Raw genomic sequence first — 26,234 nt, 5'->3', positions numbered from 1 at the left:
GAGCTGCGATGTTCGGCATAGACATCACCGTTCTGGCGCTGGCCGCTCTTGTCGCAATATCGGCGGCGGCGCTCGCCTACGGCCTTTTGTTCTCGCGTATCGAAAGCGAAAGGAAGGCGGAAGGCCGCGTGCGTAAGGTCAGCGCGGCTGAAACGGACCGCGCCAAGGTGAAGGCCGCGCGGGACCGCGTAAGCGAACTGTCGAAGCGGCGCAAGTCCGTGCAGGATTCGCTAAAGGAACTCGAGAAGAAGCAACAGGAGCGCTCGGCCAAGTCTTCCCCTTCGATGAAGGTGCGACTGACCCAGGCGGACCTCTCAGTTTCCTTGGGGCGCTTCTATCTGTTCAGCGCGCTTTTCGGCGCCTTCGCCTTTCTCGTCGCCCTGATCATGGGAGCCGGACCCGCTATTGGCCTCGGCATAGCAGTGATCGCCGGCCTTGGCCTACCCCGCTGGTTTGTCGGCTTCCTGATCAAGCGACGCTGCAAGAAGTTCCTGGAGGAGTTTCCGAACGCTCTCGAGACCATGGTCCGCTCGATCAAATCGGGCCTTCCTCTCAATGACGCGCTCCGCCTCATTGCCGCCGACGCGCAGGAGCCGGTGAAGACCGAGTTTCGCCGCGTGGTGGAATCACAGCAGGTCGGGTTGAGCGTCACCGATGCCTGTGCCCGCATGATCAATAGCATTCCTTTGCCGGAGGTGAACTTCTTTGCGATCGTGATCGCCATTCAGGCGCAGGCGGGCGGCAACCTTTCCGAAGCCCTCGGCAACCTGTCGAAGGTTCTGCGCGAACGTAGGAAGATGAGGGCGAAGGTCAGCGCGATGTCGATGGAGGCCAAGGCGTCGGCGTGCATCATTGGTGCCCTGCCGTTCATCGTTGCTTTGCTGGTTTATCTGACGTCACCCGCATACATGATGGTCCTGTTCACCGACCCGCGCGGCCACTTGATTATCGGTCTCGGCCTCTTCTGGATGAGCGTAGGCATCATGGTGATGCGCAACATGATCAATTTCGATATCTGAGGGGGCATCGATGAGCACGGGCCTGATCAAGACACTGACCGATCCGAACGTTGTCCTGGCCGTTCTGGTTTCGCTCGCCGTGCTCGCGACTTTTTATTCGCTGATCGTGCCGTTCTTCGAACGGGGCGACCTCGGAAAGCGGATGAAGTCGGTTGCGAGCGAGCGGGAACAAATCCGAGCACGCGAACGGGCGCGGCTTGCTGATATGCAGGGCGGCAGGGCGAGCCTGCGTGGCCAAAACAACGCCTCCATTCGCCAGATCGTCGAACGGCTCAATCTGCGCACGGCGCTCGTGGATGACAAGACGGTCAACCGTTTGAAAATGGCCGGCTTTCGCTCACAGAATGCCCTCAATACCTTCCTGTTTGCGCGTTTCTGCCTGCCCTTCCTGTTTCTGCTCGTCGCCCTCGTCTACATCTTCGGGCTCGGCAACTTTGCCGAGAAACCGCTGATGGTACGTCTCTTCTTTGCGATCGGTTTCGCCTATCTGGGCTTCTACGCGCCGAACATTATCGTCGCCAATGCCGTCTCCAAGCGTCAGGCTTCCATTCGTCGCGCCTGGCCGGATGCGCTCGACCTTCTCTTGATCTGTGTCGAATCGGGTGTGTCGATGGAACTTGCCATGCGGCGTGTCGCCGACGAAATCGCAGCCCAGTCGCAGCCATTGGCGGAAGAACTGGTGCTCACGACGGCAGAACTTTCCTTCCTGCCCGAGCGTCGCGCAGCACTTGAAAACCTCGGTCAGCGCACCGGCCTCGATGAGGTCAAGTCGGTGGTTCAGGCGCTCATCCAGGCGGACCGCTACGGCACCCCGATCGCTCAGGCACTGCGGGTCCTTGCGCAGGAAAGCCGCGATCAGCGCATGAACGCGGCGGAGAAGAAAGCGGCTGCTCTGCCGCCGAAGCTGACGGTGCCGATGATCCTGTTCTTTCTGCCCGTGCTGGTCGCCGTCATCCTCGGACCCGCAGGCATTCAGGTGGCCGACAAGTTCTAGACCACCCTGCGCTCAGACGAACGGACGAACGACGCTCTGGAACTTTGATTCCAAAGCGTCTTTTTTGCTTCCAGCGATTCCGCTCGAAGCGGGCTGCTCCGGCGAATTTTCGGGGTGTAACCGAAAACCGTGTCGTCCGTTGTGCCCACTGTTTGGGACAGTGTCAGCTCACGACGTCGCGCGGTCTGACGCGCTTGACGCATGCGTTTCTGAGATGAAATACACCGGAGGAGGGGAGAGCCGCCTAACTGTGCCTTGACTGCAAGGTGCTCAGTTGGTCTTCGCTTCGTCAGCCTTGGCCAACTGCTTCCACGCTCCCTGCTGGGAGAGCATTGAGCGCAGATAGGCGACGTTCGCTTCTGCCTGCTCGCTGGAAAGTTCCTGCCGGGCGATGGTCTCGGCCTCCTGAAAGCGGCCCTGAAGCCCGACGGCCAGCGCCAGGTTCTGGCGCACGCTGCTGTCAGCGGCGGGCTGGGCCGTTGCCGATTTGAGATAGGTTTCGGCGGTACGGAGATCCTTGGTCAGAAGATAGGACATGCCGAGGTTGGAGAGCACCGACGGTTCATTCGGCTTGAGTTCGAGCGCTTCGCGGTAGCGGGTGCGCGCCTCCTGCGGGCGTCCGAGCTGGTCGAGGATCGCGCCCTCGGCCGATTTCAGCTTCCAGTCCGGACGGTCCGGCGTCTGGGCGCGGCTGATCGTCGCCAGCGCCTGATCGAGCTGGCCGGCCGCGGCCTGCGCCTTGCCATAGGCACCGAGCACTTCCCGGTCCGACGGATTGTTGATCGCGACCTGCTGCATGACCGCAAGGGCCTGCTCGTTGCGGCCGGTCATGCGCAGGAGGTTGGCGTAGTTGAGGCCGGCTTCACGATCCTTGGGGTTCTTTTCATAGGCCTGGCCAATGCTTTCGGCCGCCGCCGAAAGCTCGGTCGCGGTCATCGACTGCACCGGGTTCGATGTTCTCGAAATCGAGCCCGTGGTCAGCTCCTTCTTCGGCTGATTGGCGCAGCCTGCGAGCGAGAGCGCCACCAGCGCAATCGCCGCGCCCTGGAAGAAGTGAGCGGCTTTCAACTGTGAAGTCGTGCGTTTGGCCATGAGTGTCCCCAGCATGCATTCGCGCACCTGAACTTCAGACAACACCGGCGCAACTTTCACTCCAGCAATAATCTGTTAACCCTAACGGAGCGTTAATGGCGCGATTCCATCTCTGTCAGCCGAGGACTTTCATGGCTCCCTATCAGTTCATCGAGCGGCCGTCGCCGTTCAACACCAGCGCCGGCAAGACCCTGCCGATCTTCGCGGTCACGCCGGCGCATATCGAGACGGGGACGATCGATCCGATCGCTTTGGACTGGGCGCGCAAGGCTGGCTTCACGGCCGAATCCGGCGCGGTGCTGTTGATCCCGTCCTCAGACGGTCATCTCGGCGGTGCGCTCTTCGGTCTCGGCAGCAACCCGTCGGAAGCGCCGTTTCTGGCCGGCAAGCTTGCGCGAGCACTGCCGGCAGGCAAGTGGCATATCGAAACCGCACCGCTCACCGCCAACCGGCTGGCGCTCGGCTATGGCCTCGGTTCCTATCGTTTCGAGCGCTACAAATCCACCAAGGGCGAGCCGCCGACACTGCTGATCCCCGCCGACGCCGATGCGACCGATATCAAGCGGCAACTCGCCGGCGTCTTCCTTGCGCGCGACCTGATCAACACGCCAACCAACGACATGGGTCCCGAGGCGCTCGAAGCGGCATTCCGCGCGCTTGCCGCCCACTACAAGGCCAATGTCTCGGTGATATCAGGCGAAGCGCTGCTGACGCAGAATTTCCCTCTGGTCTATACCGTAGGACGCGCCAGCGCCGAAGCTCCGCGCCTGCTTGAGCTGCGCTGGGGCAAGAAGGGCCACAAGAAGGTAACGCTGGTCGGCAAGGGCGTCTGCTTCGATACCGGCGGTCTAGACATCAAGCCGGCCGCTTCGATGCTGCTGATGAAGAAGGACATGGGCGGTGCCGCCAATGTCCTCGGCCTCGCGTTGATGATCATGGACGCCAAACTCAAGGTGGATCTGCGCGTCATCGTGCCGGTGGTCGAGAACTCGATCTCCGCCAATGCCTTCCGCCCCGGTGACATCTACCGCAGCCGCAAGGGGCTGACAGTTCAGATCGACAACACTGATGCCGAGGGCCGGCTGATCTTGGCCGATGCGCTCGCCTATGCCGACGAGGAGAAGACTGATCTTTTGGTCGACATGGCGACGCTCACCGGTGCCGCTCGCGTCGCACTCGGCCCGGATCTACCGCCCTTCTTTACCGACGACGCCGATCTTGCCCATGATCTCTCGGAAGCAAGCCTCGAGGTCGACGATCCGATGTGGCGCATGCCGCTCTATAATGGCTACGACAAGGATGTCTCGGCGCGGATCGCTGATCTCACCAATGCGCCGGCGGGCGGGATGGCTGGTTCGATCACCGCGGCGCTCTTCCTCCGGCGTTTCGTTACCAACACCAAGAGCTGGGTGCATTTCGACATCTTCGGATGGGCGCAGTCCGAACGGCCGCATTCTCCGGTCGGCGGCGAGGCGCAGGCGATCCGGGCGCTCTACCATCACGTCCAGAAGATGGCGAAATAGCCTATCGGAACGATTGGCAAGAAAGAAACGCTTGCGTAACGATCCGCCGCTATCGTGGCGGATCACCTTTCTGCGCAGGAGCCGCCATTGCCGATCGAGCTTACGCCTTCCCAGGCCCTCGGGCTTTGGCATACGGTGTCGCTCGCCCAGGTGCGCGTCGACAGCCGCGACCTGACCCTGCGGCAACTGGCGATCCTCTTGCATATCTACCTCGTGCCGCCGCCCCATACCGTCCGCGGGCTGGCGGCGACGCTTGGCGTTACCAAACCGGTCATCACCCGCGCGCTCGACACCATGGGCGCTCTTGGTCTCGTGGACAGGGTGCGTGACGATATCGACCGGCGCAACGTGATCATAAAACGCACCGTCGAAGGTGCGCTTTACCTTGAAAAACTCGGCGATCTGATCATTCTTCAGGGTCGCAAATTGACCTTGTGAGTCTCAGCCATGTCGCAACTGCCGGACCGTCGTCTCAACGCCTATCGCAGCGATCTCGCCGAGATCGCGCTTCGCGGCCAGGTCGAGGCGGAGCGTTATGTCGAGGGAGAGGTGGCGACGCTCGCCGTGCCGGTCGCGCCGCTGCGTGCTCGTCCGGATGCCGCCTGCGGCACGGACACCGAGGTGCTCTATGGCGAGGGCGTGCGGGTGCTTGATACGGCCAACGGCTGGGCCTGGGTCAAAGCCGATCTCGACGGTTATGTCGGCTACATGCCGGAGACGGCTCTTCTGCGGCAGACCACAGTTCTGACCCATATCGTCACCGTGCCGCGCACATTCGTCTACAACGGTGCCGACCTCAAGTTTCCGCATGCCCTCGCTCTCTCGATGGGAAGCCGTGTCGCGGTCATCGGCGAGGCGGAAACGCGTGGCACGCGCTACTTCCTGCTTGAGGGCGGCCGCGCGATCGTCGCCAATCATTGTGCGCCCGTTGGCCACGCCGTCAGCGCCGACTACGTCACCGTCGCCACCCGCTTCCTGGAGACGCCCTATCTGTGGGGCGGCCGCTCCGGCTTCGGCATCGATTGCTCAGGCCTAGTGCAGACGTCGATGTTGATGGCAGGCCGTGTAGTCGAGCGCGATTCCGACATGCAGGCGGCTCGGCTCGGCATGCCGATCTCTCGTGAAGAGTTGCGGCGCGGCGATCTCGTGTTCTGGAAGGGCCATGTCGCGATCATGGAAGACGAACGCACGCTGATCCATGCCAACGGCCACACCATGTCGGTCGCGCATGAAGGATTGGAAGAGGCGATCGCTCGCATTGGCTGGCTCTACGACCAGCCGACCGGCTATCGACGGCCCTGAAGCAAGCCACGTGCAGGCGGGTTGATTCCGCCGCACCTCGCTTCCGCTAAATCAATAGCCGGCTACTTTGTCGACCACGTGTTCGAGAGATTGACCGCTTTCGAAGCGGGCGATCTGCTGCTCGACATGGCGGAACAACGCCTTGACGTCGGAGGATGCCGCCACATGCGGTGTGACATACACGTTCGGCATGGTCCAGAAGCGGCTGTCGCTGGCAAGCGGTTCCTCTTCGAAGACATCGAGCGAGGCGCCGCCGAGCACGCCATTGTCGAGTGCCTGAACGATATCGGCTTCGACCTGGCTGCCGCCACGGCCGGCATTGATGAAAACAGGCGCACCGAACGGGCCGTTGCGGCTGAGCTTGGCAAACAGGCGCAGATTGAAAATGCCGCGCGTGTCCGGCGTCAGCGGCAGCAGACCGACGAGGAAATCCGTGCGCGCCAGGAACGTGTCGAGCTCGCTGCCGCCGAAGGTCTCGATGCCTGCGACGTCTCGCTTGCTGCGCGACCAGCCGCCGACCTTGAAGCCCATGGTGGAGAGCTTGCGGGCGGCGTCCTGGCCAAGCACGCCCATGCCCATGATGCCGACGGTAATGTCGGCCGCTTCCGGCTGGGTCAGGTCACGCCATTCACGCTTCGCCGCCAGCGCCTCATAGGCGCGGTGCTGGCGCAGATGCAGAAGACATTGCATGACGACCCACTCGCTCATGCGCGTCGTCAGCGTCTGATCGACGAAGCGCACGAGCGGCACCTCGGGAAGACCGGGAAGCGTCAGAACGTGGTCGACGCCGGCGCCGCCGGAGAACACGACTTTGAGGTTGGGTGCCCGTTCGAAGAGATCCGGCGCCGATTTCCACACCACTGCATAGTCGATCCCCGAGAGATCGCGGTTGTGGTGCACGACGTCGGCGCGATTGATCACCTCGCGATCGGGAAAGGCGCCGCGAAGAGCCGCCTCGACCTCCTCCGAAATGAACTTCAGATCGACGATGACGGGGCTCTTTGCGGACATTGCGGGCACTCTACTGGCGGATCGCGGTGAGATTGACGGCTTCGAGGTTGAAGGCCGCTGCCATCAGCGCCTTCGTGTAATCTTCGCTCGGCGCATTGAAGATGCGCTCGGCCGGCCCCTGTTCCACCACCTTGCCCAGGCGCATCACGATCATCTCGTTGGCAAGCGCCCGCACGACCTTCAGGTCATGGCTGATGAACAGATAGGCGAGATCGTGTTTGCTCTGCAGGTCGCGCAAGAGATCGACCACCTGCGCCTGCACGCTCATGTCGAGCGCCGACGTTGGTTCGTCGAGCATGACGAATTGCGGCTTCAGCACCATGGCACGCGCAATGGCAATGCGCTGCCGCTGGCCGCCGGAGAACTCGTGCGGATAGCGCCAACGGGTCGAGGGGTCGAGGCCGACCTCTTCGAGAGCGGCGGCGACGCGGGCGTCGCGCTCGTTCTCCGAAAGCGAACGTTCATGGATCTTCAGGCCTTCGGCGATGATATCGGCCACCGACATGCGCGGGCTGAGCGAGCCATAGGGGTCCTGAAAGACGATCTGCATCCGGTTTCGAAGTGGCCGCATTTCGTTGAAGCTGTAGCGGTCGATGCCCTTGCCGATAAAGGCGATGCGGCCCTTCGACGAGATCAGCCGCGTCAGCGCCAGGCCGAGCGTCGTCTTGCCGGAACCGGATTCGCCGACGACCCCGAGCGTCTGGCCGGCGCGCAGCTTCAGGTCGATGCCGTCGACGGCCTTCACATGGTCGACCACCTTGCGCAGAAAGCCGGCCTTGATCGGGAACCAGACCTTCATGTCCGAGGCTTCCATCACGATCGGCTTCGACGCGTCGGACGGCGGTGGGTTGCCCTTCGGTTCAGAAGCGAGCAGATGGCGGGTATAGGCGTGCTGCGGGTTGGCGAAGATCTCGGCGGTCGGCCCGGTTTCGACGATCTTGCCCTTGGTCATCACGCAGACCCGGTCGGCGATCTTGCGCACGATGCCGAGGTCGTGGGTGATGAACAGCATCGACATGCCGTGCTCGTCCTTGAGCGTCTTCAGAAGCTCGAGGATCTGCGCCTGCACCGTGACGTCGAGCGCCGTCGTCGGCTCGTCGGCGATCAAAAGCTCGGGCCGGTTGGCAAGCGCCATGGCGATCATGACGCGCTGGCGCTGGCCACCGGAGAGCTCGTGCGGATAGGCGCTGAGGCGCTTCTCCGGCTCGCGGATGCCGACCTGATTGAGAAGCTCGAGAATGCGGGTGCGCGCAGCGGCTCCTTCGAGCCCCTGGTGCAGTTCGAGGATCTCGCCGATCTGCCGCTCGATCGAATGCAGCGGGTTGAGCGAGGTCATCGGCTCCTGGAAGATCATGGTGATGTCGTTGCCGCGCACGTTGCGCAGCTCCGCATCGCCGGCCTTCAACAGGTCCTTGCCGTTGAAGACGATCTCGCCGCTCGGGTGGCTCGCGGACGGATAGGGCAGCAGCTTCAGGATCGAATTGGCCGAAACCGACTTGCCCGAACCGGATTCGCCGACAAGCGCCACAGTCTCCCCGCGCTTGATCTCGAAGGAGATGTGGTCGACGGCGATCGAGGTGTTGCCGCCCTGGTGAAAGGCGACCGAGAGGTCGCGGACGGAGAGGATGGGATCTGTCATCGTCGCGCTCACCGGAACGTCTTTCTCGGATCGAAGGCATCGCGCGTTGCTTCACCGACGAAGATCAGTAGCGATAGCATCAGCGACATGACGCAGAAGGCCGTCAGCCCGAGCCAGGGTGCCTGCAGGTTGGATTTGCCCTGCGCGATCATCTCGCCGAGCGAAGGCGAGCCCGGTGGCATGCCGAAACCGAGGAAGTCGAGCGATGTCAGCGTCGTGATCGAGCCGGAGAGGATGAAGGGCAGGAAGGTCAGCGTTGCGACCATCGCGTTCGGCAGCAGGTGGCGATACATGATCGTGCCGTTGCCGACGCCGAGCGCGCGTGCCGCGTTCACATATTCGAAGTTGCGCGCCCTCAAGAACTCGGCGCGCACGACGCCGACGAAGCCGACCCAGGAAAACAAGAGCATGATGCCGAGCAGGATGAAGAAGCCGGGCGGCAGGATCGCGGCAATGATCAACAGAATGTAGAGCACCGGCATTGACGACCAGATCTCGATGAAGCGTTGCATCAGGAGATCGGTCCAGCCGCCGAAATAGCCCTGGACAGCACCGGCGGTCACGCCGATCACCGCCGAGGCAATGGTCAGCGTCAGGCCGAACAGCACCGAGAGACGGAAGCCGTAGATCATGCGCGCAAACACGTCGCGGGCCTGATCGTCGGTGCCAAGCCAGTTGAGATTGCCGACGATGCAGTTGCGGTCATTCCGACCCTCCGGATAGGCGGAGCAGCGCTCCTCCTTGTCCATCAGCCAGAAGGGTTTGGTGGGCGCCGAATGTGGGATGTTGGAATTGACGGTCTGATAGGAGTAGCGGACCGGCGGCCAGACCATCCAGCCATTGGCCTCGATTTCGTCGCGGATGAAGTCGGAGCGGTAGTCGGTCTCGGCAAGGAAGCCGCCGAACTTTTCCTCCGGGTAATCGATGACCACCGGGAAGAGAAGCTCGCCCTTGTAGGAGGCGACAATGGGCCTGTCGTTGGCGATGAATTCGCCAACAAGGCTGAGGCCGAAAAGCGCAAGGAAGATCCAGAGCGACCAGTAGCCGCGTCGGTTCGCCCTAAAATTCTGCCAGCGCCGCTGGTTGACCGGAGACAGCCAGCCGCGCGGGGGCACCGCCACGCGGCTTGTCGGGGAGGTCGTCACGTCCACCATCAGACGTCCCTCCGCTCGAAGTCGATGCGCGGATCGACCCAGGTGTAGATGAGGTCTGACAGCAGGCTGACGAGCAGACCCATCAGCGAGAAGATGAAGAGCGTTGCAAAGACGATCGGGTAGTCACGCTTGACGACCGAATCATAACCGAGGCGACCGAGGCCATCGAGCGAGAAGATGTACTCGATCAGCAGCGACCCGGTGAAGAAGGCCGAGATGAAGGCGCCCGGGAAGCCGGCGATGATGATCAGCATGGCGTTACGGAACACGTGGCCGTAGAGCACCTGGCGATCGTTGAGACCCTTCGCCCGTGCCGTCGTCACATATTGCTTCTTGATCTCGTCGATGAAGGAATTCTTGGTGAGCAGCGTGGTGGTCGCAAATGCCGAAAGCAGCAGCGTGATCAGCGGCAGCGTCATGTGCCAGATGTAGTCGAGTGGCTTCTGCCACCAGGGCAATTGCCAGAAATTGTCGGAGACAATGCCGCGGAGCGGGAACCAGTCGAAGAACGACCCGCCGGCAAAGATGACGATCAAGAGGATACCGAACAGGAAGCTCGGCACGGCATAGCCGATGACGATGATGCCGGAGGTCCAGACGTCGAAGGCCGAACCATCGGAAACGGCCTTCTTGATGCCCAGCGGGATCGAGATTGCGTAGGAAAACAGCAGAATCCAGAGGCCGAGCGAGATCGAGACCGGCATCTTCTCCTTGATGAGATCGATGACCGATGTGTTGCGGAAGAAGCTCTCGCCGAAATCGAAGCGGATGTAATTCCACATCATCGTCGCGAAGCGCTCAAGCGGCGGCTTGTCGAAGCCGAATTGCTTTTCGAGCTTGGCGATGAATTCCGGATCTAGCCCTTGCGCGCCGCGATAGCGGCCGCCTTCATCCCCCCCCGACGGCATCAGGTCGCCGCTGCTGCCGCTCAAGCGGTCCGAGCCGCCGCCAGCATTGGTGAGATCCGAAATCACCTGCTCGACCGGGCCGCCCGGTGCGAACTGTACGATGGCAAACGAGATCGCCATGATCCCGAAGATCGTCGGGATCATCAGAAGCAGGCGGCGCAGGATATAGGCACCCATCAGGCGAGCCTTTCGATCGACGTGTGGGCGGTGGCCCGGACCGGCGAAGCGTCGGCATGCCGTCTATGGTGTTTCAATCCCTGTGTCTCCTTGCGGCTGTCAGGCCCGGATCGGGGCTTGTTTCAGTGATTCGTTTTTCTGCATTTGGAATCGAGACGCCATCCGAGTGCAAGGACTTCATTTGGGGGTGGCGTTTTTCGACCACCAGGCATCCGGGAAGCCTGTGCCGTAATAGGGAAGTTCCTTCGTGTGGGCGAGGTGGTTCCAATAGGCGACGCGCACCGACTTCGAATAGAAGAGCGGCACGACGTAGTGGTGGGCGAGAAGGACGCGGTCGAGCGCCCGCGTGGTCGCGACCAGTTCATCGCGGTTCGGCGCGAAGATCACTCTGCGAATGAGCTCGTCGATCGCCGGATCGGCGATCCCGGCATAGTTTCTCGATCCCTGTTGGTTGACCGAGGATGAGCCCCAATAGTCGAGTTGCTCGTTGCCGGGCACCAGTGTCTGCGCCCAGATGCCGTAGATCATGTCATAGTCGAAGCTTCTGACGCGATTGGTGTACTGGGAGTCATCGACGGTGCGGATGCGGGCATCGATACCGATCTTCTTCACACTGTTGATGAACGGGGTGACCGTGCGCTCGAAAGACGGGTTGGACAGAAGCAGTTCGAAGCTGAAGGGTTCGCCAGTCTTCACGTTGACGAGGCGGTTGCCCTTCAGCTCGTAGCCGGCCTCCTTGAACAGCGCGAGCGCGTTGCGCAGGTTGTCGCGCACCTTTTGCGGGTCGCCATTGATGGGGTTGGTGTAGGGCGTGGTGAAGACCTCGGCCGGAACCTTGTCCTTCAGCTCCTCCAGGATGGCCTTTTCCCGGCCTTCAGGCAAAGCGGATGAGGCAAGCTCGGTGCCCCAGAAGTAACTGTCGACACGCTGGAAGGCATTGTAGGCGAGATTGCGGTTGAGATCCTCGAAGTCGAAGGCGTAGTTTAGCGCCTCGCGCACGCGCTGGTCCCGGAATTTTTCTCGGCGCATGTTCGGCACAAAGGCCTGCATGATCCCGGCCGCGCGCAAGGGGTTCTCGATTTCCTCGCGGATCACGCGGCCATCCTTCATGGCCGGAAAATCATAGGCCGTCGCCCAATGGCTGGCGCTGTTGTCCTGGTAGAAATCGACATTGCCGGCGCGGAACGCCTCGAATTGTACGTTCCGGTCGCTGAAGAAGGCGTAGGTGATCGTACCGAAATTATACTGACCGACATTCACGTTGAGGTTTTTGCCCCAATAGTCGTCCCTGCGTTCGAAGCGGATGGAGCCGCCGGCCTGGAACGAAGCGATCTTGTAGGGGCCGGAGCCCATGACCGGTTCAAGCGTCGTGCGGCTGATGTCGCGTTTGTTGCCTTTCTCGTCCTGCCCTTCCCACCAATGCTTCGGCAGGATCGGGAACTGGCCGAGAATGTTTGGCAGTTCGTGGTTGTTCTTCTCGTCGAAGCGGAAAGTAACGTCGCGCTCGCCCGTCTTTTCCGCCGAAACGACGTGGCGGTAGTAGTTGGATAGGAGCGGATTGTGCTCCTTCACCTTTTCAAACGAGAAGACGACATCCTCCGGCGTCACTGGCTTGCCGTCCGCCCACTTCGCCTCGGCGCGAAGACGAAAAGTGGCGGAGGAAATATCATCGGGATAGGAGACGCCCTCGGCTAGCAGACCGTAGGCCGTGGTGATCTCATCCTCAGCGGACTTCAGCAGGGTGTCGAAGACGAGGGAGGTAACACCGCTCGCCGCCTCGCCCTTGGAAAGGATCGGATTGAACGTGTCGAAGGTGCCGCTTTCGGAGAGGTGCAATTCGCCGCCTTTGGGCGCATCCGCATTGACATAGTCGAAGCGGGCAAAGTCAGGCTTGTATTTCAGTTCACCGATTGAAGACGTGCCATGACGCCAGACGGGCTGATCTTCGGCGTTCGATGCAGGAGGGAAGAGAAGAAACGCTGCTGTCAGAAGCGAGGCAGCGAGGCCAGGTTTCACGGTCCTGCAGAAGTTTGGCATCCAGCCGGTACCCCTTATATTTCAATCTTCTTTTTCGAGAGCATAGGCGAAATCCGGGCAATTGACAGGCACCGCCGCAAATCAGGCAAAATTTTTGAGTCACATCCCGGTGATTCACAAGTGCGTGACGCGTAAGGCTGAGGCAAACACGGGGCCGTAGGATCGGAGTTCGTCGGACAGGGAATGCCGCGTGTTGGCGCTTCTGTCCGCGAGACAAATGGGACGAAATTCAATGATTGCTCCACTTCGACGTTGCGGCTCGGCGTTTCTTGCGTTGCTGCTGGGAACAAGCCTTCTGATTGCCGACAACGCGGCGGCCGACGATGCGCCGGCAAAGGCGCTGTTCGGTGCCAAGGCCCTGCCGGCCGAAATGGCCGCGAACCCCTATGGTTTCTACGCGAAGGGCTGCCTTGCCGGCGGTGTCGCGATCCCGACCGACGGGCCCACCTGGCAGGCGATGCGGCTGTCGCGCAACCGCCGCTGGGGTCACCCGCAGATGATCGCGCTGATCGAGCAGTTTTCGCACGATGCCGCTGAAAAGGTCGGCTGGCCGGGCCTTTTGCTCGGTGACATCTCGCAGCCGCGCGGCGGCCCGATGCTGTCGGGCCACGCGTCCCATCAGATCGGTCTCGACGCCGATATCTGGCTGACGCCGATGCCGCAGCGCACGCTCAGCTACCGCGAGCGCGAAGATATCTCTGCGACCTCGATGCTGCAGAAGAACAAGTTCCTGACGGTAGATCGCTCCATTTGGACGCCGAAACACGCGCAGCTCATCATGCTGGCCGCCAGCTACCCGCAGGTGGAGCGCGTCTTCGTCAATCCGGCGATCAAGAAGAAGCTCTGCGACACCTGGACCGGGGACCGATCGGCACTTGGCAAGGTCCGGCCGATCTACGGTCATGACTATCACTTCCACATCCGCATCAAATGCCCCGCGGGTGCAGCGAGCTGCAAGGACCAGGCGGCGGTGCCGGCCGGCGATGGCTGCGACAAGTCGCTGGCCTGGTGGTTTACCGACGAGCCCTGGGCAAAGCCGAAGAAGAAGCCGGGCGAAAAGCCGGTGAAGCCAAGGCTCACGACCATGGCCGACCTGCCGAAAGCTTGCGCGCTGGTGCTGAACGGTCCCGCGCCTGCCTCGGAAGAGGCCGCCACGTTTGGCACGGCCTATCGGGCGGCGGCACCTGCCCCGGCGACTGAAGGTATCGAGCAGGTGATCGGCGCTGCCGCCGGAGACGTTCCGCCGACCGATATTCCAGTGCCGCTGGCCCGTCCGGCCTTGCAATGATTATGAACGCGTGAGCGGGGTGGGCGGGCTTCAACCTTCCCATTGCCGCGGCGTTCATGTATAGGGCGATCAAATCGATTTAAAGATTGATGCGAGGCCCGACATGGCGGATCGGAAATGCATTGCCCTGATTGCCCACGATCAGAAGAAGGACGATCTTGCGGCTTTCGCCAAGGCGCATGAAGCGGTTTTGTCCCAATGGCGCATCGTTGCGACAGGCACGACAGGCGGCCGAGTCCTCGATGTCTGTCCGGGGCTCGATATCACGCGCCTGAAAAGCGGTCCGCTCGGCGGCGACCAGCAGATCGGCGCGATGATCGCCACCGGCGAAGTGCAGCTTCTGATCTTCTTCGTCGATCCTCTGACGGCGATGCCGCATGACGTGGACGTCAAGGCGCTGATGCGTCTCGCGATCGTCTACGACATTCCGATGGCTCTCAACCAGGCGACGGCCGAACGGTTGATCGACTTCAACCCAAAATCATAAACGTGATCGCTTCTCATGAGTTAGGCGGCTGCGGTCCGAAAACCGGACACACTTTCCCTTATTCCGCTCTAGCTGATAGACAGCGATATACCTGCCACGACCATCAGGATGGATCTTGCGATGCCCGGCACCAGTGAAAACGCCTTCCCCTTTCCGATCCTGATCGGTGATATCGGTGGCACCAATGCCCGCTTTGCCCTGCTGCTCGATGCTTTTGCCGAGCCGAAGCAGCTGCCACCGATCAAGACCGGCGATTTCGAAACGATCGAGGAAGCGATGCAGAAGAGCATCCTCGACAAGACTTCGGTGCAGCCGCGTTCGGCGATCCTGGCGGTGGCCGGTCCGATCCGAGGCGATGAAATTCCGCTCACCAATGCCGGCTGGGTGATCAAGCCGAAAGACATGCTCTCGAGCCTTGGCCTCGAGGACGTGCTGATCATCAACGATTTCGAGGCACAGGCGCTCGCCGTGGCCGCGCCGGCGGACGAGGATCTCGTGCAGATCGGTGGCGGCAGCGTTCGTCCCCTGACGTCGCGTGTGGTCCTCGGCCCGGGCACGGGTCTCGGCGTCGGCGGACTGGTCTTTGCCCAGCACACCTGGATCCCGGTACCGGGTGAGGGCGGCCATGTCGACATCGGCCCGCGCACTGAGCGCGACTTTCAGATCTGGCCCTTCCTCGAACCGATCGAGGGACGCATGGCCGGCGAGCAGATCCTCTGCGGGCGCGGCATCATGAATCTCTATCGCGCCGTCTGTGCCGCCGATGGCGTGGACCCGGTGCTCATCGATCCGGCGGAAGTGACGACGCACGCGCTGGCCGAGAGTGACAGGGCAGCGATCGAGACGATCTCGCTGTTCTGCACCTATCTCGGCCGCGTTGCCGGCGACATGGCGCTGATTTTCATGGCGCGCGGCGGCGTGTTTTTGGCGGGTGGCATCTCGCAGAAGATCCTGCCGGCGCTCATGAAATCACCGTTCCGTGACGCCTTCGAAGACAAGGCGCCGCACTCGGCGCTGATGAAGACGATCCCGACCTTTGCCGTCATTCATCCGATGGCGGCGCTCTCCGGTCTGGCCGCTTTTGCCCGCACGCCGAGGGATTTCGGTGTTGCAACGGAGGGACGCCGCTGGAGAAGCTGAGCAGTCGGCGCGCGCAAAGACTCGCCAAAGCGATACCAAACTACTATAGAGCCCCGGGAAAGGTCGGGCCGGAAACCGGCTCGCCACATTGGGTCCAGGGAAGACGGGCTTTTTGAGCGCCAGCAATAGAAAACAGCACGCGGTCGATTCCGATACGATCAGCGGAATTCTGAAACGGGTCATTGCGGAAAACGGTCGCGACCACATTCGCGGCTATGTCTTTGCCATAGCCTGTCTGGCCGTCGTCGCTGCAACAACCGGTTTCACGGCCTCGATCATGGAGACCGTGATCAACGAGGCTTTCGCCAACAAGCGGGCAGATATCGTCCTGCTCGTCTGCGGCGCGATCCTCGCAGCCTTCATTCTGCGCGGCTTCGCCACCTACGGCCAGGCCGTTGCCCTGTCGAAGATCGGCAACAACATCGTCGCGCGTTACCAGCGCCGGCTCTACGCCCATCTGATGGCGCTGAGCGTCGGCTATTTCAATGAGACGCGATCGGCACAGCTTGCAGCCCAAATCAGCCAGAATGTCAGCGGCATCCGCGACGTGCTCAACCTGACGGTCACGTCGATCGCCCGCGATCTCTTGACCCTGATCGGTCTGGTCGGCGTCATGTTCGCCAAGGACTGGCTGCTGTCGATCATCGTCTTCGTCGCGGCGCCGCCATTGCTGCTCGGCCTGCGCTACGTTTCCAGGCGCCTGCGTTCGGCAACGCGCGAATCGATCGAGGTCAATAGCCGCGTTCTCGGCGCGATGCAGGAAACGATCCAGGGCATCACCATCGTCAAGGCCTTCACCATGGAAGGCGAACTGCGCGGCAAGGTCGATGCGATCATCGATCGGGCCGAGAACCGGGCGAACCGCATCGCGCGGTTGAGCGAGCGCACGGCGCCGATGACCGAAACCTTCGCCGGCCTCGCGATTTCTGCTGTGCTTGCCTATTCCGCCTTCCGCGCGATCTATGCGGACGTGCCGCCCGGCGCCTTCTTCGCCTTCGTGGTGGCTCTCCTGATGGCTTACGATCCGGCCCGCCGACTGGCGCGGCTGCAGGTCTCGATGGAGCGTGCTGCCGTCAATGCCCGCATGGTCTACGAAATCCTCGACACCGTGCCGCATCAGCGCGACAAGGCGGACGCCAAGGAACTGGCCTTCACGAACGCCGCAGTCGAGCTGCGCGACGTCCGCTTCCAGTACGCTAACGGCGACGAGGTTCTGAAAGGCGTCAGCTTCGTTGCAGAAGGCGGCAAGACGACGGCGCTCGTCGGCCCCTCCGGTGCCGGCAAGTCGACGGTCATCAGCCTCATCCCGCGGTTCTACGATCCGGCTTCCGGCCAGATCCTGATCGATGGGCAGGATATTGCCGACGTCACCAAGCAGTCGCTGCGCAAGAGCATCGCCTATGTGTCGCAGCAACCCTACCTCTTCGAAGGATCGATCCGCGACAACATCCGCTACGGGCGCATCGATGCGACCGACGCGGAGATCGAGGAAGCCGCGCGGCTTGCCTATGCGCATGATTTCATTCTGGCGCAGCCGCAGGGATACGATACCCCGGTCGGCGAAAACGGCATGACGCTTTCCGGCGGCCAGCGCCAGCGGCTGTCCATCGCCCGTGCACTCGTGCGCAATGCGCCGATCCTGCTGCTCGACGAGGCCACCTCGGCGCTCGATACCGAATCGGAAGCCGCCGTGCAGAAGGCGCTCGATTACGCCATGAACGGCCGTACGGTGATCGTCATCGCGCATCGCCTTTCGACCGTCGTCAATGCCGACAAGATCATCGTCATGAAGGATGGTTCCGTCGTCGAGGAGGGCACGCATGCCGAGCTTGCACGGCGACCGGACGGTCTCTACGCTCGGCTTCACAATCTTCAGGGCCAGTCGACTGAGGCCAAGGCGCCCGAAGCGCCGGCCGGCGCCGAAATCTAGAACATTTCCAGCAAAAGCGCGTAGCGGTTTTGCGTCCGGAAATGCGTAAGAACAATGAGATAGAGCGTTTCCCGACGCCGTTTTGACTGGGAACGCGCTAACAGCGGACGAGAAGGAAATCACCGATGGGCGAACCCGATATGAAGCTCGTGGTGGTGGGTGCTGCAGGCCGTATGGGCCAGACGCTGATACGCACGGTCCACGCGATGGACGGCGTGCGCCTGCATGCTGCCATCGAACGTCCGGGTTCTCCCTTCATCGGCCGCGACGCCGGCGAAGTGGCCGGTCTCGGGCCGATCGGCGTGCCGGTCACCGACCAGCCGCTCGAAGCTTTCGTCGAGGCGGAAGGCGTGCTTGATTTCACAGCACCCGCGGGTACCGTCGAGTTTGCCGGCCTTGCGGCCCAGGCCCGCATCGTCCATGTCATCGGGACCACCGGCTGCTCGGCCGACGACGAGGCGAAGATCCGTGCTGCTGCGCGCCACGCCCGGATCGTCAAGTCGGGCAATATGAGCCTCGGCGTGAACCTGCTCGGCGTGTTGACGGAAAAGGCGGCGCGTGCTCTCGGCCCCGCCAATTGGGATATCGAAATCCTCGAAATGCACCACAAGCACAAGGTCGATGCGCCCTCGGGTACGGCGCTGCTTCTCGGCGAAGCGGCAGCAAGGGGACGCGGCATCAGCCTTGCCGACAATTCGGTGCGCGTGCGTGACGGTCATACGGGCCCGCGTCCGGCCGGTACGATCGGTTTTGCGACGCTGCGCGGCGGCTCGGTCGTCGGCGAGCACTCGGTCATTCTCGCCGGCGAAGGCGAGTTGGTGACGCTCTCGCACAGCGCGACGGATCGCTCGATCTTCGCGCGCGGCGCCGTCACCGCGGCGCTCTGGGCGCGCGACCAGAAACCCGGCTTCTATTCCATGCTCGACGTGCTCGGGCTCAACTGACCTTTCCACTCTCAAGTCTCAAGGGGAATTCGACATGAGCGGTACTCTCGTCCTCGTCCGGCATGGCCAGAGCGACTGGAACCTGAAGAACCTGTTCACCGGCTGGCGTGATCCGGACCTGACGGAACTCGGCGTCGCGGAAGCCAAGGCCGGCGGCAAGGCGCTTGCCGAATATGGCATCAAGTTCGACATCGCCTTCACCTCGGACCTCGTCCGTGCCCAGCGCACCTGCCAGTTCGTGCTCGACGCCGTCGGCCAGTCTTCGCTCGAAACGATCCGCGACCAGGCGCTCAACGAGCGCGACTATGGCGACCTCTCGGGTCTCAACAAAGACGACGCACGCGAGAAGTGGGGCGAAGAGCAGGTGCATATCTGGCGCCGCTCCTACGACGTGCCGCCTCCGGGCGGCGAAAGCCTGCGCGACACCGGTGCCCGCGTCTGGCCCTATTACTTGACCGAGATCCTGCCGCGCGTGCTGTCGGGCCAGAAGGTCCTGGTCGCCGCCCACGGCAACTCACTGCGCTCGCTGGTCATGGTGCTCGATCGTTTGACCAAGGAAGAGATCCTGAAGCTCAACCTCGCGACCGGCGTGCCAATGGTCTACAAGCTCAAGGCCGACTCGACGGTTGCTTCCAAGGAAGTGCTGGGCGACATGTCCGGCGCCCACTGAGCGCTGACAAATATGGAAATGAAGAAGGGGCGCTGAGCGCCCCTTTTTTGTTCTTGCCAAGCAGCTCCAGGAAAGGTGTGACGGGGCCTTCCAGTCCGGAACTGCGTGACTTGGAGCATCAGATCGTGCCGTCCGCCGCCTTGCCGGCTTCCCAGCCGAGGATCGCGCGCTTGCGCGTCAGACCCCAGTGGTAGCCGGTGAGGTCTCCGCCCTTGCCGAGTGCGCGATGGCAGGGGACGACGAAGGAGATAGGGTTGCGCCCGACCGCGGCGCCGACGGCGCGTGACGCTGTCGGCTGGCCGATCCGCCCGGCGATGTTCGAATAGGTGGTGGCGCACCCGAGCGGGATCTTCAACAATGCCTGCCAGACCCGGATCTGGAAATCGGAGCCGATCAGGAAGATACGCAGCGGCTCTTCCTGGCGCCAGCGCGAGGGATCGAAGATGCGTGCCGCATAGTAGGCGGTGGCCGCACTGTCTTCGATATAGCTGGCGTTCGGCCAGCGTTGCGCCATGTCCTCGAAGCTCGCCTGTTCGCCGCCGCCATCGTTAAAGGCGAGGCCTGCCAGGCCGCGGTCTGTGATCATCACCAGCGCCGTGCCGAAGGGCGAGGGATGGTAACCGTAGCGGATCGTCAGGCCGGTGCCGCGGGCCTTCCACTCACCCGGCGACATTGCCTCATGGGTCACGAACAGGTCGTGCAGGCGGCTCGGTCCTGATAGACCGACCTCGATGCTGGTTTCGAGCAGCGGCATGTCTTCCTGGCGCAACAGGCGCTTGGCATGGTCGAGCGTCACCGCCTGGAGGAAGGCTTTCGGCGAAAGCCCGGCCCAGCGGGTGAAGACTTTCTGGAGTTGCGTCGGCGACTGCTTCAGGCGGTGCGCCACCGTTTCGAGCGACGGCTGGTCGCGATAATCCTCGGTGAGCATTTCGATCACGCGGCTGACCGTATCGTAATCGGTGCCTTTCGGCGTGATGTCTGTGGGTACGGATGCAGCAATGTTCATGGCTCTTCTCCTGTCATGTCACAGGTAATCCCTTGCTGGTCCAGGAAACCACCCGAAACTTGAACGAATGCGCGGATTTGCGTCCCATTGGTCGTTCGGCGAGCGTCAGCGGCGGCGAACGGTCGCAAGCGCACCCGAGAGGGCGAGCGCGAAGGTCTCGCGATCGTCGCGATTGAGAAACGAACCGATGTCGGTCCGGCGGCCACCACCGCTGATCGTCATCGAGATGATGCCGATTTCCTGATGGCGGGCGACATTGAAGCGGGCCCAGAACGGATTGAAGCGGTGTTCGGTGATCTGGCCCGACGGCGTGAACTTGCGCACGGAAACATCGGTTCTGGAAACGCTGACCTCTTCGCGGCTGAGCGCCGAGCGGTAATTCAGCCAGAAGGCGCCGAACAGCAGCAGGTAGTCGAGCCCGAAGAAGAACACGATCGGCCAGGCGCCGATGACGAGGAAGACAAAAGCGTGCACCAGGCTGAGCAGTCCGGCGATCAGGAAGACGATCCTGAAGCCTTTTCGCCCGAGCGAACGATAGGGCGTAAGCTCGGCGGTGAAGACCGGCGCATCCTCGGGCGGGGTGGTGACGTTGCCATTGATCATGACCTTTGACTATAGATGCATCATGAAAAACGTGAAGCCGAAATTCCCCGTCAGCGCCGCAAAACCCAAGACGAGCCGCCGCGCAACGCCGCGGGTGAAGAGCCTCTACAGCCAGGACGAGCTCAAGGAGATTTTCCGCCGCTTCTCGATCCAGCGCCCCGAGCCGAAGGGCGAGTTGGAGCACGTCAACCCGTTCACGCTCGTCGTTGCCGTGGCGCTCTCGGCGCAAGCGACCGATGCCGGCGTCAACAAGGCGACGCGCGCGCTCTTCGCCATCGCCGATACGCCGGAGAAGATGCTGGCGCTTGGGGAAGAGAAGGTCCGGGACTACATCAAGACCATCGGTCTCTACCGCAACAAGGCGAAGAACGTCATCGCGCTCAGCGAAAAGCTGATCCGCGATTTCGGTGGCGAAGTGCCGCGCACGCGGGAGGAACTGGTGACCTTTCCGGGGGTCGGTCGCAAGACCGCCAATGTGGTGTTGTCGATGGCCTTCGGCCAGTCGACGATCGCCGTCGACACCCACATCCTCCGCATCGCCAACCGCCTCTGTCTGGCACCGGGCAAGACCCCAGACGAGGTGGAAGACAAGCTGATCAAGATCATCCCGGATGAATACCTCTACCACGCGCATCACTGGCTGATCCTGCACGGGCGCTACTGTTGCAAGGCGCGCAAGCCCGAATGCGAGCGCTGCGTCATCGCCGATCTCTGCAAGTCGCCGGAAAAGACCTGCGATATCCCGGCGCCGCTCGTCGAACTACCGCCGCAGATCATCTCCGCCGCAGGCTGAGGCACCCTGGTATTGTCTTGACGGTCGGCGTCAGGCCGACACCAGCCGGTCGATCAGCGTGCCGATCGTCTCCGCGTAAAGCTCGGCCGAAGCACCATCGGCGATGTCGAGCGCCGCGCGATCGAAGGCGGCCGAAAGCAGCGAGGCCATGGCCGACAGCCTTTCCGGGCCCGGCACTGCCGGCGCCATCGCCTCGGCAATGCCCTGCTCCAGGGTTCTCTGGGCATTGGCCGCGTCGATCGCGGCCATTTCCTGCTTGCCGAGCACCGCCGGCCCGTCGAGCAGCAGCAGACGGATTCGGCCCGGCTCGCGCATCGCGTCGAAATAGGCGCGGGCACCGACTTTCAGTGCGTCGCGGGGCGTGAGGTCGTTGGCCGTTGCCTGCTCGATCGATATCGCCACTGCGCCCGCCTCCCGCTCCGCCACGGCACGGAACAATGCCTTCTTGTCTTCGAAGTGGTGATAGAGCGCGCCGCGGGTCAATCCTGCGGCGGCGACGATATCGGGCGTGGAGGTGTCGGCATAACCCCGGGTGACGAAGAGGCCGCGCGCGGCATCGAGGATTGCGGCGCGCGTCGTGTCGGATCGCTCGCGGTTGGAGCGGCGGGAGTTTTCCTGTTGCATACATGCAGCCTGTATGTTAATTAAAGAAACATACAGATTGTATGATATTGCCGAAGCGAGGGAAAGCCATGAAATCGACGAGCTACTATCCTGTCATCATGACATCAGATGTTGCCTCCACTGCCGCCTTCTACATCGAGCACTTCCGCTTCCAGGCGCTCTTCACCAGCGATTGGTATGTGCATCTCCAGTCGGTCGAGGACGAACATGTGACCCTCGCCGTGCTCAACTACCGCCACGAGACGATCCCGGAGGAAGCACGTACGCCGACCCGCGGCTTACTGCTGAATTTCGAGGTCGAGGATCCGGATCGCATCTACGCGCAAGCGGTTGCCGCCGGGCTTCCAATCCTGAAGACGTTGCGCGACGAGGACTTCGGCCAGCGTCATTTCATCACCGCCGACCCCAACGGCGTACTGATCGACGTCATCAAGCCGATCCCGCCGAGCGCCGAATTCGCCGCAGCTTACGACGAAAGCGCGCTTCCGACGGCCTGATGCGATGGCCCCACGTCTTTTGTCTTCCAAATGGCCGGAAAACCGGTATTAACGAACACCGGCCATCACGGAGACCGGACGAGGTTCATGACAAAATACGACGTGCTGACGATCGGCAATGCCATCGTTGATATCATCGCGCGCTGCGACGATGCCTTTCTCAATGAAAACGGCATCATAAAGGGCGCCATGAACCTCATCGATGCGGAGCGAGCCGAGTTGTTGTACTCGCGCATGGGCCCGGCGGTCGAAGCGTCCGGCGGGAGCGCCGGCAATACGGCAGCCGGTGTCGCCAGCCTCGGCGGTCGCGCTGCCTATTTTGGCAAGACCGCGAGCGACCAGCTCGGCGAGATCTTCGCGCACGACATCCGCGCCCAGGGCGTTTACTTCGAGACGAAGCCGCTCGAAAACGTGCCGCCGACGGCGCGCTCGATGATCTTCGTCACCGAAGACGGCGAGCGCTCGATGAACACCTATCTCGGCGCCTGCGTCGAGCTTGGCCCCGAGGATGTGGAGGCCGACGTCGTCGCTGAGGCCAAGGTCACCTATTTCGAAGGCTATCTCTGGGATCCGCCGCGGGCCAAGGACGCCATCCGCGAGACCGCGCGGATCGCCCACGAAAACGGCCGCGAAACCGCGATCACGCTGTCTGACAGCTTCTGCGTTCACCGCTATCGCGAGGAGTTCCTCGAACTCATGCGATCAGGCACGGTCGATATCGTCTTCGCCAACAGGCAGGAAGCGTTGGCCCTCTACGAGACCGAAGACTTCGATCTGGCGCTGGAAAAACTCTCGAAGGATTGCAAGCTCGCTGCCGTGACGCTCAGCGAGGAAGGCTCGGTGGTCGTGCGTGGAGAGGAGAGGGTTCGGGTCCGCGCAACGCCGATCGCCAAGGTCGTCGATACGACCGGTGCCGGCGACCTCTATGCCGCGGGCTTCCTGCACGGCTACACGACCGGACGCTCGCTCGAAGACTGCAGCAGGCTCGGCAATCTCGCCGCCGGCATTGTCATCGGTCAGATCGGCCCGCGGCCGATGGTCTCGCTGGAAACGGCCGCCAAGCAGGCGGGTCTCGCCTGATTCGTCCTGATTGAATTTTGTGAAAAGCAGGCGTGGCCTTACTTGAAGGCCTCGCCGGGATAGGCGCCCCAGATCTCGCTCTGGGCGATCCAGCCTTCGACGCCCTGCGTCTCGGCATGGCACCAGTCGCCATTGCATTCGCCGACATGCACGATGACCCCCGGCTCCATGCGGGCGACGATCGGGGATGTACCCTGCGGATCACGGCGCATGTTGACGAAGACGCCTTCGCCCTTGCCGCGCATCCAGGGCGCTGCGACGGCTGTACGGTCGCCGGAAAGCAGTGCCTGGTTGACCCAGCCTTCGGTGCCGTCGGCGTCGCGGATACGGCGCCAGTTATCGTATTCCTGGATGATCTCCACCGGCACGCCGGGCTTCATGTAGCGGAAGGCGACCGCGTAATCGACGCTCGGGCCGATCCGCAGATTGACGCTCTTCGACTTGAGGCTCACGAAGCGCGGCAGCGGCAGTCCGCTGGCGCCCTTGGCAGCTTGAGCGTAAGCCGCCGACGCCATGATCCCGGCGCCAAGGCAGGCGGCGATCAACGAGAACGAGAATCTGGAAATGACATGACGCATGACGAAGCTCATTTTCCGTGGCACTAGCTTTTGCGGGCGCAGTTCACCTGGGGCCCAACACACGGGCTGAAATCGCGGGGACGAACGCGCGAGTTTTGTTTGTCTTCCCGGTGGGGTCTGGTAGAAATTGCGGCTACAGGGAGAAAGTATCGCCCAACTTGGTTAAGGACCCGTCAACAAGGCCCGTCGCAGCAATGACAAGCAAGAAGAAGCCCACGGTCTACATCACCCGTAAACTGCCTGACATCGTCGAGACGCGCATGCGCGAACTCTTCGATGCGGAGTTGAACATCGACGACACGCCGCGCAGCCAGCCCGAGCTCGTCGCGGCGGTGAAGCGCGCCGACGTGCTGGTGCCGACAGTGACCGATCGCATCGATGCGGCGCTGATCGAGCAGGCCGGCCCACAGCTGAAGCTGATCGCCAGCTTCTCGAATGGGGTCGACAATATCGACGTCGACGCCGCAGCGCGCAAAGGCATCACCGTCACCAACACGCCGAACGTGTTGACGGAGGACACCGCCGACATGGCGATGGCGCTGATTCTCGCAGTGCCGCGCCGGCTTGCCGAAGGTGCGCAGATCCTGACCGATCGCAAGGGCGAATGGGCCGGGTGGTCGCCGACCTGGATGCTCGGCCGGCGCATTGCCGGAAAACGCATCGGCATCGTCGGCATGGGCCGGATCGGCACCGCGGTCGCACGCCGCGCCAAGGCCTTCGGCCTTTCGATCCACTATCACAACCGTCACCGGGTGAACGCGGAAACCGAAGAGATGCTGGAGGCGACCTACTGGGACAGCCTCGACCAGATGCTGGCCCGCGTCGATATTGTTTCGGTCAACTGCCCGTCGACGCCGGCGACCTATCACCTGCTCTCGGCCCGCCGCCTGGCGCTGATGCGGCCTGACAGCTACATCGTCAACACGGCCCGCGGCGGCATCATCGACGAGACGGCGCTGATCAAGTCCCTGCGCGAGGGTAAGATCGCCGGTGCCGGCCTCGACGTCTTCGAGAACGAGCCCGCGGTCAATCCGAAGCTGATCAAGCTCGCCGGCGAAGGCAAGGTCGTGCTGTTGCCACATATGAGTTCGGCGACGCTCGAGGGCCGCATCGACATGGGCGACAAGGTGGTGATCAACATCCGCACCTTCTTCGATGGCCATCGCCCGCCGGACCGCGTGCTTCCGGGCCGCGACTGATCGCGGAGCGCCGCACGGTCCTGCCGTGCGGCTGTCTGTCCGGCCTGCTCAAAGTTAGAAGCTAGCTAGAGTGTCTTGCGCATCTCGATCGCCGTCGGTCGGGTAAAGCCGGGGTGGCACATCGTACCGGTTTCGACGAAGCCCCAGGCGGCGAACGCCCGGTGGTTTTCGGTGAGTTCGATGCGGGTGAGTAGCCGCAACGCCGAAAGGCCGAGCGCTCGCGCTGTCGCCTCCGCTTCCGCGAGCAGCAACCGGCCGATACCCTTTCCCTGTGTCTGTGGGGCAACCGCGAGCTTGCCGATGTAGAGGCAATCGGCTTCAGGCTTGCAAAAGATGCAGCCGACAAGCCGCTCGCCGTCGCTGACGCCAAAGGCGATCTCGTCGGCACTCTTCTGCCGGAGCGATTCGACGGTGAGTACGTGCGCCGAGGAGGGCGGGTCGACCCGTCCGTCCATGTAGGAGAAGGCGCCAAGGATCAGCTTCAGCAGCTCCTCGTGCCGGTCGAAACTTTCACTGATGCGAAAGATCTGCACCATGAT

26 protein-coding genes are annotated in these 26,234 nt (G+C 62.4%); 15 read left to right on the top strand and 11 right to left on the bottom strand.

Annotation, left to right across the window (positions count from 1 at the left end; all coding sequences use genetic code 11):
* Positions 1 to 8: 8 nt before the first annotated feature.
* On the top strand, positions 9 to 1,019 hold the full coding sequence (locus BLU35_RS27865; RefSeq protein WP_093235375.1) for a type II secretion system F family protein: 1,011 nt from the start codon (positions 9 to 11) through the stop codon (positions 1,017 to 1,019).
* Between the two features lie 10 nt (positions 1,020 to 1,029).
* Complete coding sequence (locus BLU35_RS27860; protein ID WP_093235374.1) at positions 1,030 to 2,013, top strand: type II secretion system F family protein; 984 nt, start codon at positions 1,030 to 1,032, stop codon at positions 2,011 to 2,013.
* 270 nt (positions 2,014 to 2,283) lie between these two features.
* Here the strand turns inward: BLU35_RS27860 and BLU35_RS27855 are convergent, their stop codons facing one another.
* Positions 2,284 to 3,105 (bottom strand): tetratricopeptide repeat protein, encoded by an 822-nt coding sequence (locus BLU35_RS27855; RefSeq protein WP_093235373.1) that lies wholly within the window; start codon positions 3,103 to 3,105, stop codon positions 2,284 to 2,286.
* Positions 3,106 to 3,236: 131 nt separating this feature from the next.
* On the opposite strand from BLU35_RS27855, the gene BLU35_RS27850 reads away from it, so the two are divergent.
* The 3 genes from BLU35_RS27850 (at position 3,237) to BLU35_RS27840 (ending at position 5,930) form a co-directional block, all read left to right on the top strand.
* The gene (locus BLU35_RS27850; protein ID WP_093235372.1) at positions 3,237 to 4,628 is read left to right on the top strand and encodes a leucyl aminopeptidase family protein; all 1,392 of its coding nucleotides are present in this window, start codon (positions 3,237 to 3,239) and stop codon (positions 4,626 to 4,628) included.
* An 87-nt stretch (positions 4,629 to 4,715) separates the two neighbouring features.
* A complete protein-coding gene (locus BLU35_RS27845) occupies positions 4,716 to 5,066 on the top strand; it encodes a MarR family transcriptional regulator (protein ID WP_065371988.1) in 351 nt (116 codons plus the stop codon).
* A gap of 9 nt (positions 5,067 to 5,075) precedes the next feature.
* Complete coding sequence (locus tag BLU35_RS27840; RefSeq protein ID WP_093235371.1) at positions 5,076 to 5,930, top strand: C40 family peptidase; 855 nt, start codon at positions 5,076 to 5,078, stop codon at positions 5,928 to 5,930.
* A 51-nt stretch (positions 5,931 to 5,981) separates the two neighbouring features.
* On the opposite strand, the gene BLU35_RS27835 is transcribed toward BLU35_RS27840, so the two are convergent.
* From BLU35_RS27835 to BLU35_RS27815, 5 genes are all read right to left on the bottom strand, one after another.
* Positions 5,982 to 6,941 (bottom strand): 2-hydroxyacid dehydrogenase, encoded by a 960-nt coding sequence (locus BLU35_RS27835; RefSeq protein WP_093235370.1) that lies wholly within the window; start codon positions 6,939 to 6,941, stop codon positions 5,982 to 5,984.
* A gap of 10 nt (positions 6,942 to 6,951) precedes the next feature.
* Positions 6,952 to 8,580 carry an ABC transporter ATP-binding protein gene (locus BLU35_RS27830; RefSeq protein ID WP_093235391.1) on the bottom strand — a complete coding sequence of 543 codons (1,629 nt, stop codon included), beginning with the start codon at positions 8,578 to 8,580 and terminating at the stop codon, positions 6,952 to 6,954.
* An 8-nt stretch (positions 8,581 to 8,588) separates the two neighbouring features.
* Entirely contained in the window at positions 8,589 to 9,734 is a 1,146-nt protein-coding gene (locus BLU35_RS27825; protein ID WP_093235369.1) for an ABC transporter permease, read from the bottom strand.
* Positions 9,734 to 10,819, bottom strand: coding sequence for a microcin C ABC transporter permease YejB (locus BLU35_RS27820; RefSeq protein ID WP_058328328.1), 1,086 nt, complete (start codon positions 10,817 to 10,819; stop codon positions 9,734 to 9,736). The genes BLU35_RS27825 and BLU35_RS27820 overlap by 1 nt, the downstream gene beginning before the upstream one ends.
* A gap of 177 nt (positions 10,820 to 10,996) precedes the next feature.
* Positions 10,997 to 12,856 (bottom strand): extracellular solute-binding protein, encoded by a 1,860-nt coding sequence (locus tag BLU35_RS27815; RefSeq protein ID WP_093235368.1) that lies wholly within the window; start codon positions 12,854 to 12,856, stop codon positions 10,997 to 10,999.
* A 232-nt stretch (positions 12,857 to 13,088) separates the two neighbouring features.
* Here BLU35_RS27815 and mepA point away from each other — a divergent pair, with 232 nt between their 5' ends.
* The 6 genes from mepA to BLU35_RS27785 all read left to right on the top strand — a co-directional run bounded on the left by mepA (position 13,089) and on the right by BLU35_RS27785 (position 19,315).
* Positions 13,089 to 14,144 carry a penicillin-insensitive murein endopeptidase gene (gene mepA, locus BLU35_RS27810; RefSeq protein WP_502688182.1) on the top strand — a complete coding sequence of 352 codons (1,056 nt, stop codon included), beginning with the start codon at positions 13,089 to 13,091 and terminating at the stop codon, positions 14,142 to 14,144.
* Between the two features lie 103 nt (positions 14,145 to 14,247).
* Positions 14,248 to 14,631, top strand: a complete 384-nt coding sequence (locus BLU35_RS27805) for a methylglyoxal synthase (protein ID WP_093235366.1) — start codon at positions 14,248 to 14,250, stop codon at positions 14,629 to 14,631.
* Positions 14,632 to 14,751: 120 nt separating this feature from the next.
* Positions 14,752 to 15,771 carry a glucokinase gene (locus tag BLU35_RS27800; protein WP_093235390.1) on the top strand — a complete coding sequence of 340 codons (1,020 nt, stop codon included), beginning with the start codon at positions 14,752 to 14,754 and terminating at the stop codon, positions 15,769 to 15,771.
* A 112-nt stretch (positions 15,772 to 15,883) separates the two neighbouring features.
* Positions 15,884 to 17,701, top strand: a complete 1,818-nt coding sequence (locus BLU35_RS27795) for an ABC transporter ATP-binding protein (RefSeq protein ID WP_093235365.1) — start codon at positions 15,884 to 15,886, stop codon at positions 17,699 to 17,701.
* Positions 17,702 to 17,826: 125 nt separating this feature from the next.
* Positions 17,827 to 18,645, top strand: coding sequence for a 4-hydroxy-tetrahydrodipicolinate reductase (dapB, locus tag BLU35_RS27790; RefSeq protein ID WP_093235364.1), 819 nt, complete (start codon positions 17,827 to 17,829; stop codon positions 18,643 to 18,645).
* Positions 18,646 to 18,679: 34 nt separating this feature from the next.
* Positions 18,680 to 19,315, top strand: coding sequence for a 2,3-bisphosphoglycerate-dependent phosphoglycerate mutase (locus tag BLU35_RS27785; protein WP_065371996.1), 636 nt, complete (start codon positions 18,680 to 18,682; stop codon positions 19,313 to 19,315).
* Between the two features lie 118 nt (positions 19,316 to 19,433).
* On the opposite strand, the gene BLU35_RS27780 is transcribed toward BLU35_RS27785, so the two are convergent.
* Together BLU35_RS27780 and BLU35_RS27775 are read right to left on the bottom strand one after the other, a co-directional pair.
* Positions 19,434 to 20,321, bottom strand: a complete 888-nt coding sequence (locus tag BLU35_RS27780; RefSeq protein WP_093235363.1) for a methylated-DNA--[protein]-cysteine S-methyltransferase — start codon at positions 20,319 to 20,321, stop codon at positions 19,434 to 19,436.
* A gap of 105 nt (positions 20,322 to 20,426) precedes the next feature.
* Positions 20,427 to 20,924: a DUF2244 domain-containing protein gene (locus BLU35_RS27775; protein WP_057247746.1), complete on the bottom strand. Its 498-nt coding sequence runs from the start codon at positions 20,922 to 20,924 to the stop codon at positions 20,427 to 20,429.
* 22 nt (positions 20,925 to 20,946) lie between these two features.
* Here BLU35_RS27775 and nth point away from each other — a divergent pair, with 22 nt between their 5' ends.
* The gene (gene nth / locus BLU35_RS27770; protein WP_093235388.1) at positions 20,947 to 21,717 is read left to right on the top strand and encodes an endonuclease III; all 771 of its coding nucleotides are present in this window, start codon (positions 20,947 to 20,949) and stop codon (positions 21,715 to 21,717) included.
* Between the two features lie 30 nt (positions 21,718 to 21,747).
* Here the strand turns inward: nth and BLU35_RS27765 are convergent, their stop codons facing one another.
* The gene (locus BLU35_RS27765) at positions 21,748 to 22,341 is read right to left on the bottom strand and encodes a TetR/AcrR family transcriptional regulator (protein ID WP_093235362.1); all 594 of its coding nucleotides are present in this window, start codon (positions 22,339 to 22,341) and stop codon (positions 21,748 to 21,750) included.
* A 68-nt stretch (positions 22,342 to 22,409) separates the two neighbouring features.
* Between BLU35_RS27765 and BLU35_RS27760 the strand changes: the two genes are divergently transcribed.
* A complete protein-coding gene (locus tag BLU35_RS27760) occupies positions 22,410 to 22,838 on the top strand; it encodes a VOC family protein (protein ID WP_093235361.1) in 429 nt (142 codons plus the stop codon).
* Between the two features lie 87 nt (positions 22,839 to 22,925).
* Positions 22,926 to 23,918: an adenosine kinase gene (locus BLU35_RS27755; protein ID WP_093235360.1), complete on the top strand. Its 993-nt coding sequence runs from the start codon at positions 22,926 to 22,928 to the stop codon at positions 23,916 to 23,918.
* A 38-nt stretch (positions 23,919 to 23,956) separates the two neighbouring features.
* Here the strand turns inward: BLU35_RS27755 and BLU35_RS27750 are convergent, their stop codons facing one another.
* Positions 23,957 to 24,508, bottom strand: coding sequence for an SH3 domain-containing protein (locus BLU35_RS27750; RefSeq protein WP_057247750.1), 552 nt, complete (start codon positions 24,506 to 24,508; stop codon positions 23,957 to 23,959).
* A gap of 182 nt (positions 24,509 to 24,690) precedes the next feature.
* On the opposite strand from BLU35_RS27750, the gene BLU35_RS27745 reads away from it, so the two are divergent.
* Positions 24,691 to 25,695 (top strand): 2-hydroxyacid dehydrogenase, encoded by a 1,005-nt coding sequence (locus BLU35_RS27745; RefSeq protein ID WP_057247751.1) that lies wholly within the window; start codon positions 24,691 to 24,693, stop codon positions 25,693 to 25,695.
* Between the two features lie 65 nt (positions 25,696 to 25,760).
* Here BLU35_RS27745 and BLU35_RS27740 read toward each other — a convergent pair whose 3' ends face one another.
* Positions 25,761 to 26,231, bottom strand: coding sequence for a GNAT family N-acetyltransferase (locus tag BLU35_RS27740; protein ID WP_210334372.1), 471 nt, complete (start codon positions 26,229 to 26,231; stop codon positions 25,761 to 25,763).
* Positions 26,232 to 26,234 lie beyond the last annotated feature (3 nt).

It is taken from the genome of Sinorhizobium sp. NFACC03, assembly GCF_900103435.1.
Classification (GTDB): domain Bacteria; phylum Pseudomonadota; class Alphaproteobacteria; order Rhizobiales; family Rhizobiaceae; genus Ensifer.
Note: the sequence above shows the minus strand (reverse complement) of the source record. Positions and strands in the feature narration are given on the sequence as shown.